This is a genomic window from Acetobacter sp. P5B1, from assembly GCF_018811985.1.
In the GTDB taxonomy this organism is placed as follows: Bacteria; Pseudomonadota; Alphaproteobacteria; order Acetobacterales; family Acetobacteraceae; genus Acetobacter; species Acetobacter cerevisiae.
In genome coordinates, this window is record NZ_JACRVS010000022.1 from 1 (window position 1) to 15,916 (window position 15,916).

General features: G+C 60.2%; 13 protein-coding genes and 1 riboswitch. Of the genes, 2 read left to right on the top strand and 11 right to left on the bottom strand.

All coding sequences use genetic code 11. The features are described from left to right. Positions 1-181, bottom strand: a 181-nt coding sequence (locus tag KP703_RS12015; protein ID WP_215755135.1) for a transposase, incomplete at its 3' end; no start/stop codon positions are given. A 266-nt stretch (positions 182-447) separates the two neighbouring features. On the opposite strand from KP703_RS12015, the gene KP703_RS12020 reads away from it, so the two are divergent. Beyond that, positions 448-1,173 carry a hypothetical protein gene (locus KP703_RS12020; RefSeq protein ID WP_215755115.1) on the top strand — a complete coding sequence of 242 codons (726 nt, stop codon included), beginning with the start codon at positions 448-450 and terminating at the stop codon, positions 1,171-1,173. Positions 1,174-1,510: 337 nt separating this feature from the next. Here KP703_RS12020 and KP703_RS12025 read toward each other — a convergent pair whose 3' ends face one another. Both KP703_RS12025 and KP703_RS12030 read right to left on the bottom strand, forming a co-directional pair. Continuing rightward, positions 1,511-2,983, bottom strand: a complete 1,473-nt coding sequence (locus KP703_RS12025; protein ID WP_215755116.1) for an FAD-dependent monooxygenase — start codon at positions 2,981-2,983, stop codon at positions 1,511-1,513. A 118-nt stretch (positions 2,984-3,101) separates the two neighbouring features. Further along, positions 3,102-3,599, bottom strand: coding sequence for a DUF523 domain-containing protein (locus KP703_RS12030; protein ID WP_215755117.1), 498 nt, complete (start codon positions 3,597-3,599; stop codon positions 3,102-3,104). 205 nt (positions 3,600-3,804) lie between these two features. Here KP703_RS12030 and KP703_RS12035 point away from each other — a divergent pair, with 205 nt between their 5' ends. After that, positions 3,805-4,629 (top strand): mechanosensitive ion channel family protein, encoded by an 825-nt coding sequence (locus KP703_RS12035; RefSeq protein ID WP_197461360.1) that lies wholly within the window; start codon positions 3,805-3,807, stop codon positions 4,627-4,629. 120 nt (positions 4,630-4,749) lie between these two features. Here the strand turns inward: KP703_RS12035 and KP703_RS12040 are convergent, their stop codons facing one another. From KP703_RS12040 to KP703_RS12075, 8 genes are all read right to left on the bottom strand, one after another. Beyond that, positions 4,750-6,315, bottom strand: a complete 1,566-nt coding sequence (locus tag KP703_RS12040) for a cobyric acid synthase (RefSeq protein WP_215755136.1) — start codon at positions 6,313-6,315, stop codon at positions 4,750-4,752. Positions 6,316-6,329: 14 nt separating this feature from the next. Next, positions 6,330-6,956, bottom strand: coding sequence for a cob(I)yrinic acid a,c-diamide adenosyltransferase (gene cobO / locus KP703_RS12045; RefSeq protein WP_215755118.1), 627 nt, complete (start codon positions 6,954-6,956; stop codon positions 6,330-6,332). Next, positions 6,953-7,642, bottom strand: a complete 690-nt coding sequence (locus KP703_RS12050; RefSeq protein WP_215755119.1) for a histidine phosphatase family protein — start codon at positions 7,640-7,642, stop codon at positions 6,953-6,955. Before KP703_RS12050 ends, cobO begins: the two co-directional genes overlap by 4 nt. A 111-nt stretch (positions 7,643-7,753) precedes the next feature. Beyond that, positions 7,754-9,205, bottom strand: coding sequence for a cobyrinate a,c-diamide synthase (locus KP703_RS12055; protein ID WP_252354043.1), 1,452 nt, complete (start codon positions 9,203-9,205; stop codon positions 7,754-7,756). Then, the gene (gene cobN / locus KP703_RS12060; RefSeq protein WP_215755120.1) at positions 9,202-12,738 is read right to left on the bottom strand and encodes a cobaltochelatase subunit CobN; all 3,537 of its coding nucleotides are present in this window, start codon (positions 12,736-12,738) and stop codon (positions 9,202-9,204) included. Before cobN ends, KP703_RS12055 begins: the two co-directional genes overlap by 4 nt. A gap of 17 nt (positions 12,739-12,755) precedes the next feature. Further along, positions 12,756-13,820: a cobalamin biosynthesis protein CobW gene (gene cobW / locus KP703_RS12065; protein ID WP_215755121.1), complete on the bottom strand. Its 1,065-nt coding sequence runs from the start codon at positions 13,818-13,820 to the stop codon at positions 12,756-12,758. Further along, positions 13,817-14,239, bottom strand: a complete 423-nt coding sequence (locus tag KP703_RS12070; protein WP_062250201.1) for a DUF1636 domain-containing protein — start codon at positions 14,237-14,239, stop codon at positions 13,817-13,819. Before KP703_RS12070 ends, cobW begins: the two co-directional genes overlap by 4 nt. A 156-nt stretch (positions 14,240-14,395) precedes the next feature. Next, positions 14,396-14,657: riboswitch (cobalamin riboswitch) on the bottom strand. An 18-nt stretch (positions 14,658-14,675) separates the two neighbouring features. Beyond that, on the bottom strand, positions 14,676-15,908 hold the full coding sequence (locus KP703_RS12075) for an MFS transporter (protein ID WP_062250103.1): 1,233 nt from the start codon (positions 15,906-15,908) through the stop codon (positions 14,676-14,678). Positions 15,909-15,916 lie beyond the last annotated feature (8 nt).

Consider the following 15,916-nt stretch of genomic DNA (forward strand, 5'->3'; position numbering starts at 1 on the left):
AAAGCAAAGCCTTCATCTGACTGATCATCGAAGCATCCATGCCGCCATATTTCGCGCGCCACCGGTAAAACGTGGCGTTGCTAATCCCATGCTCCCGGCACAGGTCAGGAACCGGGACACCGCCCTCAGCCTGGCGGATCACACCCATGATCTGGGCGTCAGTAAAGCGATCACTCTTCATCAGAATCTCCTCAATTCTTACGCTGAGAAAATTCTCATTCAAAAGTCACTCTTTTTATGGGGGGATTACCATTGCACCTTAACACGCATGGATCAATCAGTAATTTTCACGATGTTTTTAGTAATGTCCCCGTCTTGCCTCCTGCGCGATAACTACTTTGACATCCGATCATCCAGCCAAGATATTTCAGAGACAGGACAAGGCAAAAGTGGCAGAATAAGACTGCCGCTAAATCGTTACCACTCCACAATCACGATGAGATGATAATGAGCCATACTGATTTTATTATATGTCAATATGATCAAAAATTTTTAACCCGCGGAGACGGTAAGGATTTTGATTGGCTTCAAACAGCTCAAAATAATTATAATGATGCATTTAAAATAACAACTGAATTCATCAAAGATATTGAAGACAACGCGTTTAGCATCTCAATGGAGTACTCAAAAATTCCACCTTTTACGGGAAACAGCCTATTGTGGATGATTATTATACCTGTTCTTACTTTTGTCTTAAGCGTTCAAATTTATGATTGGGGAAACTTAAAATCGGATGTTGGTAATTATACTGTATGGATATTACTCACTACGCTGGTATGTGTTTCTTTAGAATATTTCTTCTACCAATTTTCAACCCCACCAGCGGGTAACGTAAATGTAATTAACAGACTCCAAAATCAATGGAAATACATTATTGAAAATGAATTAACACAAGAAGAAGCGAAAAAACAAATAGATTTATTTATTTTATACGAAAGAAGCATACACTGCAGAAAACTGATGAAAACTCCATTTAAAATTGTATTTCAAAAATATACCCCTATTGGTATTATGCTTCTATTAACCCTTTCAATAGTTGTAATGTCCTCTCATATTCTTCATGATAAAAATATTGTTGATATGAATGAAGAAAAAAAAGCATTAGTTTGCACGGCAAAAAATTGGAAGTCTGAAATACCTCAACTGATATGTCAGAAGACAATTCCAAAATAACGTGGGAATATCCAAAAAACTGTTGATTGAAATTTTGATAATACGATTTTTTCGAGAAACTGACGATGATCAATAGTTCTACTTTATGACTTTTATTTTGCGTTGAACGTAAAGGGGGAGTTGCACTACCTTGGATTGCTATGCGGGGGCACGAATCCTCTCGAACCAAAGGATGCGACGCAAGTTGTAAACAACTTGCTTCTTTTATTACATTTACAAAATGCTTTTACGAACCTAACGGATATGTCACCAGCTTCCTTTCGAAGCTTGCAAACGTAAGGTTGAATGACCGACATGAGGGCAGATGCCTCGCGTCCGGTTTCATGGCCGGATATCCTCATTTGCGTTGATGTTGCGCTGCTATTTTGTTCAGGGTCTGATTGATTACCGTCCAGTTCCCACGTTTTGCGACGGCAACGACATAGCCATCCGGGCGTACCAGCCAGATACCGTTTTCATCTGGTGGCTTGCATATTTCATGCATTAGTAAGGATGTATGACGCGCGATCATGGCCCTCGCTTCGGCACTGCCTCTGGCAACAAGTATAAAGTGGGGAAGATCGCCCTGCCCGGAACTCCGGCGAGCAATAAGTCTCTGCCCCGGTTGGGGGCCGCGCAGCCCTCGGGCTGAACCTACGTTGAGAGGGCTGTCAGGATAGTCGATCAAAATCCCGGAAAGCCGATTAGCAGCGGCACGACGCATCACCGGAAGGCGGAAGGCCTGCTTTACAAGAAAGTTACGCACTCTTTGCGCCAGATGATGTTTGAGCAGAACAATCCGGGTCATACGGCTCGAATCTGACAATATCTGCCGCGCCACAGCACTGCGTTCGACACTGTAGCTGTCAAGCAGGGACGGACCGGCTTCCTCCCGTTCGACAAGGACGAGCTTCCAGGCGAGATTGAAGGCATCCTGCATGCCCATGTTCATGCCCTGACCGCCCGCAGGACTATGGATATGGGCAGCATCGCCAGCCAGAAACACACGGCCCGTGCGATAATCCCTCACCTTGCGCTCATTAACGCCGAAGTCCGACAGCCACACCGGATCGGACAGAATAAGGCCGCCCGGCCCCCGCAAATCGACAAGTCTCTGCATTTCTCCAAGATCCGGCATATGCAATGGAACCGAGCCCAGATCGGCGATAATGCGGTAACGGCCCCCCGATATCGGAAAGAACATGACTGCACCGTCCGGGTGCCAGAAAATCGCCGGTTCGTCAGGGGGGATCGCAAGCCCCGCCACATGCACATCCGCAATGACAAACCCCGTTGAGAGTGTGTCTCCCTCAAATGCCAGACCCAGTTTTCTGCGAACAAAAGAATGTGCACCATCGCATCCGATGAACCACGCAGCGTCCAGCGTCTCGATCCTGCCGCCCGCATGCAGGAGTGTGCATGAAACACCGTTATCCCCGTTAACAAAGTCCGTCAGTTCGGTCTCGCGTTCCACAAGGTGACCAAAAGTCCGGAGGTGGTCTTCCAGCAGCCGCTCGGTTTCCGATTGCGGAATCATCAGCAGGTAATTGAAGGAAGAGACAATCGTCCCAAACGGGATACGAGCAAGCGTCCTGTGACCCGCGTGAATGCTGACAGCGTTTGCACGGAGCCCGGCGGCTATAAAGGCGTCTGCACAGCCTGCGGCTTCAAGGAGTTCCAGTGTTCGGGGCCACACGGCCAGAGCGCGGGACTGGGTGGTGCGGGTCGGCAACCTGTCGATAACTCTGACAGGTATCCCATACCGGGCCAATTCGGCAGCCATAGTCAGGCCGACAGGCCCCGCTCCGACAACAAGAACAGGCTTCGACATGGTTTTTGTCCGAAAGAAAAGACCTGTCCGGCCATACGGACGGGTGCCAGCACGTTAACGCCAGATGCATCCTGAGTGTTCCTGCCTGCTCCGATAGAATGACGGGATACAGGCGCAATCAGGCAGCCGGAACCATTAATGTCTGAAGTGTATCAATCTCCGTCTCCGCAAACACCTGCACGCCGTGGGCGCGGAGGAAGGCTGTGGTGATGCCGGTGCCGGGGTGTTTTTGGCCCTGAAAGGTGCCGTCGTAGATGTGGGTGCTGCCGCAGGAGGGGCTGGCGTCGGTCAGGATGGCAAATTTGCAGTCGTGTTCCTGTGCCAGGGCCAGTGCGATTTTGGCACCGGTGATGAACTGGTCTGTCACATCCGCGCCGGTTGCATCCTGCACGCGGGCGGTGTTGGCCAGCACGTCGGGGCCGGACTGGCCGTGGGTGATTTCAGCCGGGGGGCGTGGGGTGCTGAAGCCTGCGGCGACTTCCGGGCAGATGATAACAAGTTGCCCCGCCTTCTGCCATGCGCTCAAAGCGGGATGTAAAACGGGCTTTGCGGAGCCGTTATAACGGACGGGGCGGCCAAGCAGGCAGGCGCTGATCAGAATTTTAGGGAGTGTCACGGGCCGTCCTTCCTGCGTGCTGCGGATGCCCTTTGTTTTAGGGCAGAAACGGATGTGGTGTTACCCTGTTTCATGCGCTTTTTGTCCCCTTTATTGCAGGCCGCGCGGTCACAATTCCCCCCATGGTCTTGAAATTGCCCAGAATACCCTGGACTAAAGGGGTAAGTGCGCGGATGCGTACGCGTGACAAACAGACACTTCAGGGATGGTTATGGAACATCAGGTTAATTCATTATGGAGCCAGCTTAATGCCTGGCTGCCGACAGTATTAAGCTACACCGGGCAGGTTATTCTGGCTCTTATTGTGCTTCTGGTTGGCTGGAAGATTATCAACATGGTCATCCGCGCCATGGGCCGGATGATGGCGGCAAGCCATATTGAACCGACGTTGCAGGGCTTTCTGCTGAGCGTTGCGGGCCTGCTGATGAAGGCTCTGCTGCTGATCAGCGTGGCCTCCATGGTGGGGATTGCCACAACATCGTTCGTCGCCGTTCTGGGTGCGGCTGGTCTGGCCGTGGGCATGGCGTTGCAGGGAAGCCTTGCGAACTTTGCCGGTGGCGTGCTGATCCTGCTGTTCCGCCCCTTCAAGGTGGGGGATTCCATTGTGGCCGGTGGCAGCGCAGGCACCGTGGAATCTATCGAAATGTTCCGCACTGTTCTGCGGGATGCCAAAAACGATCTGATTTACGTGCCCAATGGCACGCTTTCCAACAACATTGTGGTCAACAGCTCTCAGTCTGACATGTTGCAGGCCTCTGTTACGCTGCTGATTGACTATAACGACGATATCGACAAAGCCCGCGCCCTGCTGCTTGGTGCTGTGCAAAATGATGAGCTGGTTCTGAAAAACCCCGGTCCGTCCGTCGGTTTCCTGCCGCAGCCTGCCAATATTGCTGTGACACTCAGCTTCTGGTGTGCGCCGGGTAACGTCACCCCGCTGACGGGTAAATATTCTGAAACGGCCATTCAGGTTCTCAAACAGAATGGCTACCGTCTGGGCACCACCACCCGCGCGGCTCCGGCTAACTGAACGCGGGATACAGGCAGGTCTGAGCGCCAGACATCGGCAAACGGGCCTGTTATCCCTTAGCGTTTTGAGCGCGGTCTTCTTTTTTACAGAAAAGGCCGCATTTTTTTATGTCGTCAAACCTTAGGAAAAACAGCTCTCTTTGGGCGTAAGCGTTTTGTAGTCTGGCACTGTGGCCAGGGCCAGAAGGGCATCCAGATCAACATGAGCTTCCAGATGGTCTGCCAGCCTGTCGAGCGCCTGCTCCACGATCGTGTCGTGATGCTCTGGCAAGTTAGCCTCATACCAGACGCCACCGGGGCGGAACGCAGCCCCGCCTGCACGGGCCAGCAGGGCCATGCGGGCCGCGCGGTGGCCGAACACGCCGTGCAGATACGTGCCATAAACCTGTCCGCTGGCGGCGATGGCCCCCTCCCCTGCGCCGTTCAAAACCAGTAACGGGCGGGCGCGGTCCGGGCCGGTGGTGCGGCCAATGTGCATTTCATAACCGGACACCGGGGCTTTTGTACCTGCAACGGTGCCGGATGTGTCTTCCAGATGCTTGTCGTCACTCAGTACTGTTTCCACGGCCAGCAGGCCGAGGCCGGGGGCTGCGCCGGATGGACCTTCCGTGCCGTGTGGGTCTGCCACAGTCTGGCCCAGCATCTGATAGCCTCCGCACAGGCCCATGACATGGCCGCCTCGGGCCAGATGGGCTGTGAGATCCTCCGCCCAGCCTTCTGCCCGGAAAATTGCGAGGTCCGCCAAGGTGCCTTTGGAACCGGGAAGCAAAACAAGATCACACTCCGGCAGGCGTTGCCCGCGCTGCACGGGGAGAATTTGCACGCCCGGTTCTGCACAGAGCGGGTCCAGATCATCAAAATTTGCAATGAGTGGCAGAAGGGGAATGGCGATGCGCAAAGGGCGCTGCGCGTTATCATCCCCGTTATGCACAGAGATGTACACAGGGGGCGTGGTGCGGCGTGCTGTCAGATTGGTCAGCAAATCGGCGGCGTCTTCTGCGGGCAGAGTGCGGACAGCGGGCAGGTCCGGCACAAGGCCGAGGGCTGTCCAGCCGGTGCGCTGGGCGATGAAGTCCATCCCATCATAAAACAGTGAGATATCACCGCGCATTCTGTTGACGATGAAGCCTTTGATGCGCGCTGCGTCCTGCGGTGGCAGCACAACCTGTGTGCCAACCAGACTGGCAATGACGCCGCCGCGATCAATATCACCCACCAGAACAACCGGCGCATTGACGGCTTCTGCAAAGCCCATATTGGCAATATCGCGGGCGCGTAAGTTGATTTCCGATGCGGAGCCAGCGCCTTCCACCAGAACGAGGTCCGCCTGTTCAGCAAGGCGCTGAAAACTTTCGACCACAACAGGAAGAAGGGTGTCTTTACGCTTCTGATAATCCCGCGCCCCCAAGCTGTTCCGCACCTGACCGCGCACGACCAGTTGTGCTCCGGTCTCGCCTTGCGGTTTGAGAAGGACCGGGTTCATGTCCACCGTGGGCCGCACACCACAGGCCCGCGCCTGCAACGCCTGTGCGCGGCCTATTTCCCCGCCCTCTGCGGTAACAGCGGCATTATTGGACATGTTTTGCGGTTTGAAGGGCCGCACCCGCAGGCCGCGCCGGGTAAACGCCCGCGCCAGACCTGCCACCAGAGTTGATTTCCCGACACTTGAGCCTGTTCCCTGCACCATGAGAACGCGTGCGCTCAAAACTCCACTCCCTGCTGGGCGCGGACGCCGTTTTTGAAATGGTGTTTAACCAACGTCATTTCCGTCACCAGATCCGCCGCCTCAATCAGCTCCGGTTTGGCGTTGCGGCCTGTGACCACCACATGCTGGCCCTCCGGCCGGGCTGCAAACGCCGCCAGCACTTCGGAGAGCGACAGGTAATCATACCGCAGGGCGATATTGAGTTCATCCAGCACCACAAGGGCGACATCCGGGCGGGAGAGGGCCTCCTTCGCCACGGCCCATGCCTGCTGGCAGGCGGCAATATCCCGCGCGCGGTCCTGTGTTTCCCACGTAAAACCCTCGCCCAGAGCATGGAATTCCACAAGCCCCCCAAACCGGTCCAGCGCCCGGCGCTCACCCGTATCCCACGCCCCTTTAATAAACTGCACCACCACCACGCGGCGGCCATACCCCACTGTGCGCAGGGCCAGCCCGAAGGCGGCGGTCGATTTGCCTTTACCCGGCCCGGTATGGACCATGAGCAAACCTTTTTCGATCTGCTTGCCCGCGACTTCCTGATCCTGCACGGCCTTGCGCTTTTGCATTTTTTCGCGGTGGCGGGCGGCTTCACTTTCCGGAGAGGACGGCGCGGCAGAGGTCATGTGAGGGTTTGTCCTGTATCAGTTTTAGGAAAAGTGAGGCTGACATCAGCCGGTGTGCGGCGGGCATCACGCGGCCAGAGGGGCACGACGGGAGCCAGAGCCGGTTCATCAGTTCCAACCTCTGGCGTAAGCCCGGCCGGTCCATTGACCATAAAAAGGCGCGCAAAGCCCTGCGGCATGGAGGGGGCCAGCAAGGCGGGGGGCGTGCCAGCCGCCAGTGCGCTCAGCACCCGCAGGGGGCCGCCGTGGGACAGCACACAGGCAGGGGTTCCGGCCTGCTGCACATCCTGCCAGAACGCCAGAACGCGGCGGCATAACGCACGACCGCTCTCCCCGCCCGGTGGCACAAAGCCTTCGGGGTCCGCAGCCCATGCGTCCAGCAGGCCGCGATCAATATCCTGCCAGGGCTGGCCTTCCCATTCCCCAAAATCCATTTCCGCCAGCCGGGGGTCGATTCGTAAGTCCATCCCTGTGGAAGCGGCCAGTTTACGGGCCATCTGCTGGCAGCGTTCTGCGGGGGAGCTGTAGAGCACCCGGCAGACTGCGCCCTGTGCCAGCACAGCCAGCCCGGATGTGACCCGTTCCCACCCCGGGCGCAGGGCGACATCCTGCCGCCCGTAACACACGCCCTCCGGCACCATAACGGGTGCGTGGCGCACTAATAAAACAGGGAAAGACTGCGCCATTTTTCTCTCCTCAGCCAGAAGCGGCCGGTCTTTATAACCCCTGCCCTGACACCTCTGCTGTTGTAAACCACGCTTTTCAACGCAGCACCGTCCCGCCCGGCTCCGTGCATTTCACGAAGACCCGGTATGAGACCAGCCAGAATGTGGGGGCGAGGCCGGATGACCACAAGCCAGCACATGGAAAAATGAACCCGACACAGCGCCTCTGCGCCCACCGCATGGGCCGAGGTCCGTGCCGTCTCCTGCCCGCAGGTGCGCAAGTGGGGCATCTGCCCCCGTTTCCACCACTGTTGCATAATGGAATTCATGCCCGCGCAATGTGGTGCCCGCCTGCCCCAGCACGGAGGGAGCCAGCAGCGTGGCCTCCCGGTAGCCCAGATTGAGCTTGCGCCGCGCAAAGGAGGTGACGTGGCCCAGCAGGCCCGTCATACGGTGGCGGGTGCCCTGCGCATCTTCCAGCGCCTCGCCCAGCACCATGAAGCCCCCGCACTCCCCATGCACCGGGCGCGTTTGCGCAAAGCTGGCCAACCCGTGCCGGAAATGCTCTGCGGCAGCTAGTTGGCCAGCATGCAGTTCCGGGTAGCCACCGGGCAGCCAGCACACATCGCAGGACGGATCTGGCGCTTCATTCGCCAGGGGTGAGAACGGCACCAGCTCCGCCCCGGCCTGCCGCCAGAACAGCGCCAGATGCCCGTAGAGGAAGGAGAATGCGGCATCATCCGCCAGCGCAATCCGCTGGCCGGGAGGTGGGAGAGCGCCGGGGGGGAGTGCCTGCATAGGAGCAGGACTGGAGCCTTGTAAGATGGCTGAGTTTAGGGGGGTAAACTGACTATTCGGAGCCTGTAAGAGCGTATCTGGCAGGAGGTTTTCTGGCAGGGGTCTGGCCGTGGCAAGAATGGCGTCGAGGTTGAGTTCGCGTTCGGCCTTGTCGGCCAGATCTTCCAGCCAGTCGGTCAGGCCGTCATGTTCGCGGGCCTGCACAAGCCCCAGATGGCGCTCTGGCAGGGGGGTGCCGGGCTGGCGGAGCAATGTGCCACAGACGGGCAGACCAGCCGCCTGAATGGCCCCTTCCGTTAGTCTGGCATGGCGCGGGGACGCCACGCGGTTGAGCACCACGCCGGCCACCTGCACGTCCGGTTGCCATGTTGCAAAGCCATGCGCCACGGCCCCCACCGTCTGGCCCTGACCGGACACATCCAGCACCAGCAGCACGGGAATGTTGAAGCGGGCCGCAATGTCAGACGGTGACCCGCGTGCGCCATTGGGGGCGACTAATCCGTCAAACAGGCCCATGGCGGATTCCACCACCACGAGGTCCACATCCTGCCGGGCGGCTTCCAGTGTTGCCGCCAGCAGGGCCGGGTTCATGCACCAGCTATCCAGATTGAGGCCGGGGCGACCCGTGAGGGCGGCATGGAAGGCAGGGTCGATATAGTCCGGGCCGGTCTTGGCCGCGCCCACCCGGATACCGCGCCGCCGGAAGGCCGCCAGCAGGGCCAGCGTGACCGTGGTTTTCCCGCCGCCGGACCGGGGCGCTGCAACCATGATAGCACGTGTGCTCATGCCCGTTCTCCGCTTTCCAGAACCTGCGCGACGCTGTTGCCGCGCGGGTGCCACAGGCCACGCTGCCAGACATCGGCAAAGCGGGCGCGCATGGCCTCTCGTGCTGCCGGGTTTTCCCGCTGGAGGAAGGCATCACACGCCTCATCCCCCAATGTGGCTGCAAAAACCATGTCAAACTGCTGGTCAAACCGCTGGGGCAGCGTGGCGGCAAACCCATGCAGGGCGTCCAGCCCGCGGGCCAGTTCCGCAGCACCTGCGTAGCCATGCTGTTGCATGCCCTCAATCCAGCGCGGGTTGGCCAGCCGCCCACGCACAATGCGCGCCACTTCCTGCGCGGTGGCGCGCAGGCGGGGCCTGTCCGGGCGCGAGGTATCCCCATGCCACAGGGCTGGACTGGCCCCGAGGGTTGCTGCCGCGGCGGCCAGACCGCCTTCATGAGCGGCGTTTTCCGGGCTTTCCAGCATGTCCGTTTCCGCGTGGTCCTGCACATGCAACACGGCGTCCGCCTGCCCCAGAAGGGCGGCGAGTGCGTCGGCGTCCTGCCCGCCGTCTCGCCCGCCGCCATAGGTCCATGCGGAGCCTTCCAGCCAGGCTTTGCCCAGAGCGGCCTGATCCGCCCATGTGCCGGTTTGCAAAGCCTCTTCTACGCCAGTGCCGTAAGTACCTGACGCTGCGCCAAAAATGCGGGCTGTGGCGCGAGTGCGGGCCTCACCGTCCAGACCTTTGGCGCTGGCGGCCAGAGGGTTCCATTCCGGCGGCTCTCGCCGGTTGGCGACGGCGCTGACAACCTGATCAAACAGCGCAATCTGATCCGGAAAGGCATCACGAAACAGGCCGGAGATGCGCAACGTCACATCCACGCGGGGGCGATTGAGCACGGGCAGCGGGATAACTTCAAAGCCTGTGACGTGCCCCGTGCCTTCGGCCCGTTTGATCTCCACGCCCATCAGACGGAGGGCGAGGGCCATGTCCTCGCCGCCCGTGCGCAGGCTGGCTGAACCCCACAGGTCCATGACCAGACGGGTCAGCGGTTCACCCTGTTCCTGCAAATGCCGTGTGAGCAAAAGCTTTTCCATTTTTTCGGCCAGAACCATAGCGGAGGGCGTGGGGAGTGCGCGCGGGTCCAGCGTGAACAGGTTGCGCCCGGTGGGCAGCACATCCAGCCGCCCGCGTGTGGGGGCTCCGGCGGGACCGGGGGTGACAAACCGGCCAGCGAGAGCGGCCAGAAGCGCCTGTGCTTCCGCCGGGCCACTTTGGTTGATACGATCTGTAATTTCTTCTTTCAAAGCCCTTTGCTTTTCAGAGGGCTGCGCGTCGTTCTGGACGTTCTTGCTCTGCGGCCTGCATGCCTGAAAAATAGCCTGTGCGAGCGTGTCGGCCTTCGGCGCGTTCTGGCCGAACACGTGCAGGCCATCCCGGATTTGCAGATCTTTTACGTCACACAGGTAAGCGTCCAGACGGGCCAGCGCTTCGGCCTCATCGTCCTCACCCGGTCGGACACCACTTTCTGAAAGGACGCCTGTGCGGGATGCTTTTTCCAGAATATCCTTACGGAGCAGCGCACCCCGGCGCGGGTCCAGACCGTCGGCCTCGGCATATTCATCAATCAGCCGCTCCAGCGCCTGCATATCTGGTGAAAGATCTGCCTGCATGACCGGGGGCGTCATGTGCCCGATGGTGACAGCGCCCAGACGGCGTCTGGCTGTGGCGGCCTCGCCCGGATTGTTGACGATAAACGGGTAGATAACCGGCAGATCCCCCGTCAGCACGGCAGGCGCGCAGGAGGCGGACAGCGCGGCGGCCTTACCGGGCAGCCATTCCAGCGTGCCGTGCGTGCCCAGATGCACCAGCGCATCCAGCCGCTGCACGCTGCGTAACCAGAGATAGAACGCAACATAGGCGTGGCAGGGTGGGCTGTCCGGGTCATGATACAGGGCTTTGCGGTCGGCCTGCCGCCCGCGGTCCGGTTGTACGGCCAGAGTCAGATGACCCAGTTCTATTGCCCGCAGGCGAAATGTGCCGTCCTGCACACACGGGTCCTGCTCCGGCTCTCCCCATGCCTGAATAACGGAGGCTAGGAAATCCGCATCCAATCCGGCTGCGAGAGCGCGATAAGTGGCGACGCAGAACAGAGGCCGGGGGGCACTTTGCGCCAGCATGGCCGCGAGCTGTTCCGGTTGGGGCAGAGGTGCTGCACCCGTCTGATACCCCTCCGCCCGCAGCAGGGTCAGGATGGAAGCCAGACTGGCGAACCCATCCAGCCCGACAGCGTGAGCCACGTGCCCGGTTTCCAGCGTGAGCCCTGCCCCCGGATAATCGGACAGGATGATACCCACCCGCTTTTGCTCGGGTGCCAGATACCGCAGGCGCGCCCATGCCAGTGCGCGGTCTGCCGTCTGGCGGATGCCGGGCAGATACGGCACACGGGCGGCGGGCAGACCGGGGGGTGCTTCTGCGCGGAAGGAAATAGGAAGGGTGGCGATACTCCCATCCAGTTCCGGCAGCACAGCCTGCATGGCGAGATCCGACCGGGAGAGACCGCGCGGGCTGCGTTCCCACACGGCCTGCGTGGCCCCCGGTTGCAGCAGTTGCAGAATGGGCACATCCGCCCCGGTGAGGGGAGAGTCCCCTTGCGGGTTTCTGGAGGAAAACAGCGTGGCGTTGAGCAGGATATCCGGTTTTGACCGCCTCAGCGCCTCAGCAACGCCTTTGGCGACGACTGGATCTTTGAGCGAGGTGACAAACAGCATCTCCACCGTGCAGCCCTGCGCCGCGAGGGTTTCGGCCAGCAGATCCAGTGCGGCAATATCCCCTACCATCAGATGCGCGCGGTAAAATACCAGCGTGGCCCGCATGACACGGCCTGACGGCAGGCGGGTGGCCTCCCGATCAATCCCGTCTGCGGCTGTGGCTTTTACAACCGGAACGCCTGTCACGGTGCGATAGAGGCCCCATTGCGGCAAAGGCTCTGGCTGCGCGCCCTCATCCGGGCCTTGTCCGGCAATACTGGCCATCAGGCGCAGGGCGTTCACCATATTGCGGGTTCCACCATGCTGAAAAAATCCGTTTAACCGATTACGGATTTCTTCAGGAACGGTGGAGAGGTCCGCCAGACGGGTATCATCCTGCATGGGGACTGAGGCACTCGTTCCCTGCCGCATGGCCTCACCGGGCAGGAGGGCCAGCGGTACCTTATGCTCCCGGCACCATGCGGCCAGTTCCTCCGCGCCATAGCGCCAGTAATCCAGACCGCCCAGCAGACGCACCACCACACAGCGGGCCTGCGCCAGTGTGGTTTCCAGATACAAATCCACCGACATGGGGTGGCGCAACCGGGCCAGACTGGTGACCTGAAGAGACGGCGGTGCCCCCTCTGCCCCGTGTTCGGCCTTTAGCCGCTCCTGCGCGTGGAGCAGGCCGAGCAGATCGCTCTCCGTAAAGGAGAGGACCACCAGATCCGCAGGCGGCAGGCCGAGGTCTTCGGCCTCATCCTGCTCATCAAGCGTCCTGTTTTCCCGAACAAGGAGGTGCATAGGGCGGTCCTGCCTGTTTAACCGGCGGTGGTTGCGGCGGCATCTGCCGCGAGGGCTGCCGTAATGGCGGCCTCATCCAGCCCCTTCTGACCGATGACCACAATGCGGCCCGTGCGGGCGTCCTGCGGGGTCAGCAGGCGGTCAAACTCATGCCGGAAGCGCGTGCCCACGCCCTGCACGGCCAGACGCATGGGTTTGCCCTGCACAGTGGCAAAGCCTTTCATGCGCAGCACGTCATACCGGGCGGCCACATCCTGCAGGAGTGTCAGGAAGCGTTCGACAGAAAGCTGCTCCGGCACGGTGACGACGAAGCTTTCAAAATCATCATGCTCATGCTCGCCATCTTCCGCATCATGGTGTGACGGGCGGGACTGAAGATCGGCCTCGGCCTCCGCACCAAGGCCCAGCAGCACGGCGGGGTCCACCTTGCCATCCTGCGCGCGGATAATACGCACCGGGCGCGGGCAGAGCTTTTTGATCTCGGCTTCCACGGCATCAAGCTGAGCGGCGTCCAGCAGGTCGGTCTTGTTCAGAACAATCAGGTCCGCTGCGTTGAGCTGGTCTTCAAACACTTCGGCCAGAGGATTGTCATGATCCAGTGAGGGATCAGCCTCGCGCTGTTTGGCGACGGCTTCCGGGTCATCCGCAAAGCGACCAGAGGCCACGGCGGGAGCGTCCAGAACCGTAATCACCCCATCCACCGTCATACGGCTGCGCACGGTGGGCCAGCCGAAGGCTTTGAGCAGCGGCTTGGGCAGCGCGAGGCCGGAGGTTTCAATCACCACATGTTCCGGCGGGTCGGCGCGGTCCAGCAGGGCTTCCATAGTGGGCAGGAAATCATCCGCCACGGTGCAGCACAGGCAGCCATTGGTGAGTTCGACAATATCGTCCTCCCGGCAGCCTTCCACGCCGCAGCCACGCAGGATTTCTCCATCAATGCCCAGAGAGCCGAATTCATTCACCACCACGGCAATGCGATGGCCCTGCGCTTTTTGCAGAATGTGCCGCAGGAGCGTGGTTTTTCCGGCCCCGAGGAAGCCGGTGATGATGGTTACGGGAACGCGGGCGGGTAAACCGGTCATGACGGCTCCTGTTCGGCTGCGGGCACACGGCCCAGAATCATATCAGAGAGTGAGGCCGGGCGGCGGGACGGCATGACCGTGCCCTTTGCCGAGGCGGCGTAAAGTTTTGCGTAAGCCAGCAGGTCTTCCGCTTTTTCCGGGCCGAGATGGCCGAGCAGCCATGTCCAGCGGCCCGGCATGGCAATGGCCGCCGTGCAGCCCCGGTCACACGCTGCCAGACAGGCAACGGGACGCAGAGTGATGGGTTGCGGGCTGGCGTCCAGCACCGTTTGCAGGCGGTCCAGCAATTGTGCGCCCGGAGGGGTCTCCATGGCGGGGCCACCGCGGCGGCACGTGGTGCAGACATGCAGCACCGGGCCTTCTGCCGCAGCAGCAGGGGATGTGGGGGGAGAGGCGGAGTGCGTAACAGACGCAGGCATAAAATTTTCCCGATCAGGCACCATTCCCTGCGGAACGGCACTTAAACGGAGTGCACAACCGGTGCTTCTGCCAAGGCAGAAGTGATGCGCGGCGCGGCGCACCCTCGCCTTCCGGGCACCCCGCCGGACACGACACCTCAGACAACCGCACGCCCCGATGGGCTTGCGGATGATGGCAGGTCTCCTGGCTTGTGTCGTGCAGGGTCTGCACGGGGGTTAACCATGCAGTCTGCGGGTCTGCCTGCCTTCCCGGCCCGGTGGGGGCCGGTGGCATGGACCTGCCCGGTTGAGGGGGCAGGCCCACAGCGGACCATGCAATCACTTACAGTTGCGGGGGCAGCGACGGCCTTGCAGCCGAAGCTGCGCACCGTTCTTCCCTTTTCATCCCTTGCGGGACACCATCATGCGGCTGAGCATCGCATAACCGGGGTATTTTTCAAGTCATGAGCGGACCGCGTTCCGCACACACCTGTTCCGCCGCCTCTTCATCCTCATGCTCGCCCAGATGCGCGGGGAAGGCATTACCGCTAAGCAGAATGACCAGCATGGAGAGCGCACAGACGCCAAGCGCCACCGGCACCAGAACGCTGACCCCATACACCGCCAGCAATTGCCCGCCGAGTGCGGAACCAAGCAGAATGCCGAGGTTACTGGTGCTGTTGATGGCCGCCCCGGCCGTATCCGCCGTGGTGGCACGGGCACGAATGGCACCGGACATCATGAACGGAATGATGGACGCATAGCCCGCGCACCACAGAGCCGCGACACCCACGCCACCCCATGCCGGCATAAACTGGCCGCCCAGCAGCCCAATCCCCAGCGAAATAGCAGCCCCCGATGCCAGCACCCCCACACGTGGCCAGCGGTCCACCATAAGGCCAGACGCCCACAGGCCGGACAGGCTGAACACCCCGATAAACAGCAGCGCCACACTGACAGAGGTTTCCGGCAGGCCATGCGCCATCAGCAGCGGGGCGATGTAGGTGTACACCACGTTATGCCCGACAAAAAACAGCGCATTGGCCGAGATTACCCACGCAAAAGCCCGGACAGACTCACGCGGCACTTTATAAGGCCCGGACGGACGCCCGGCGGGTTTGATGACGGGCGGCAGACACACCGCAATCAGCACCGTCAGGACCGCAGCCAGACCCGCCACGACCATAAGAGCGACGCGCCAGCCCGCCAGCTGGCTGATGGCCGCCGTTCCCGGCACGCCCAGCACGCCGCCCATGGAAGAGCCACCAAACACAAAAGAGATGGCCCGGCCTGTCAGTTTTTTAGGAACCAGATGGGCCGCATAGGCGGACACCATGGACATGAGCAGCGCATGCGCGCCGCCGCCAATCGCGCGGCCAAAACACACGATGCCAAAGGTGGGCGCAAAGGCTGAAATCAGGTTGGAAACCACATACCCCGAAAGGGCGATAAGCAGCAGACGTTTGCGCTCGACGCGCGCGGTCAGCACCGTCAGCGGGACAGCGGCCACCGTGACAATAAGCGCATAGGCGCTGACAGCAAGCCCGGCGCGGCCTGTGCTGATGTTAAAAGCGCGCGCCATATCCAGCAGAAGCCCAACGGGAGCAAGCTCACTGGTGATAGCCGTAAAGGTTGCCGCGCACAGCGCGACAAGGCCGATCCGTGTTGAAACAGAAAGCGTGCTGAACACTGTTTTCA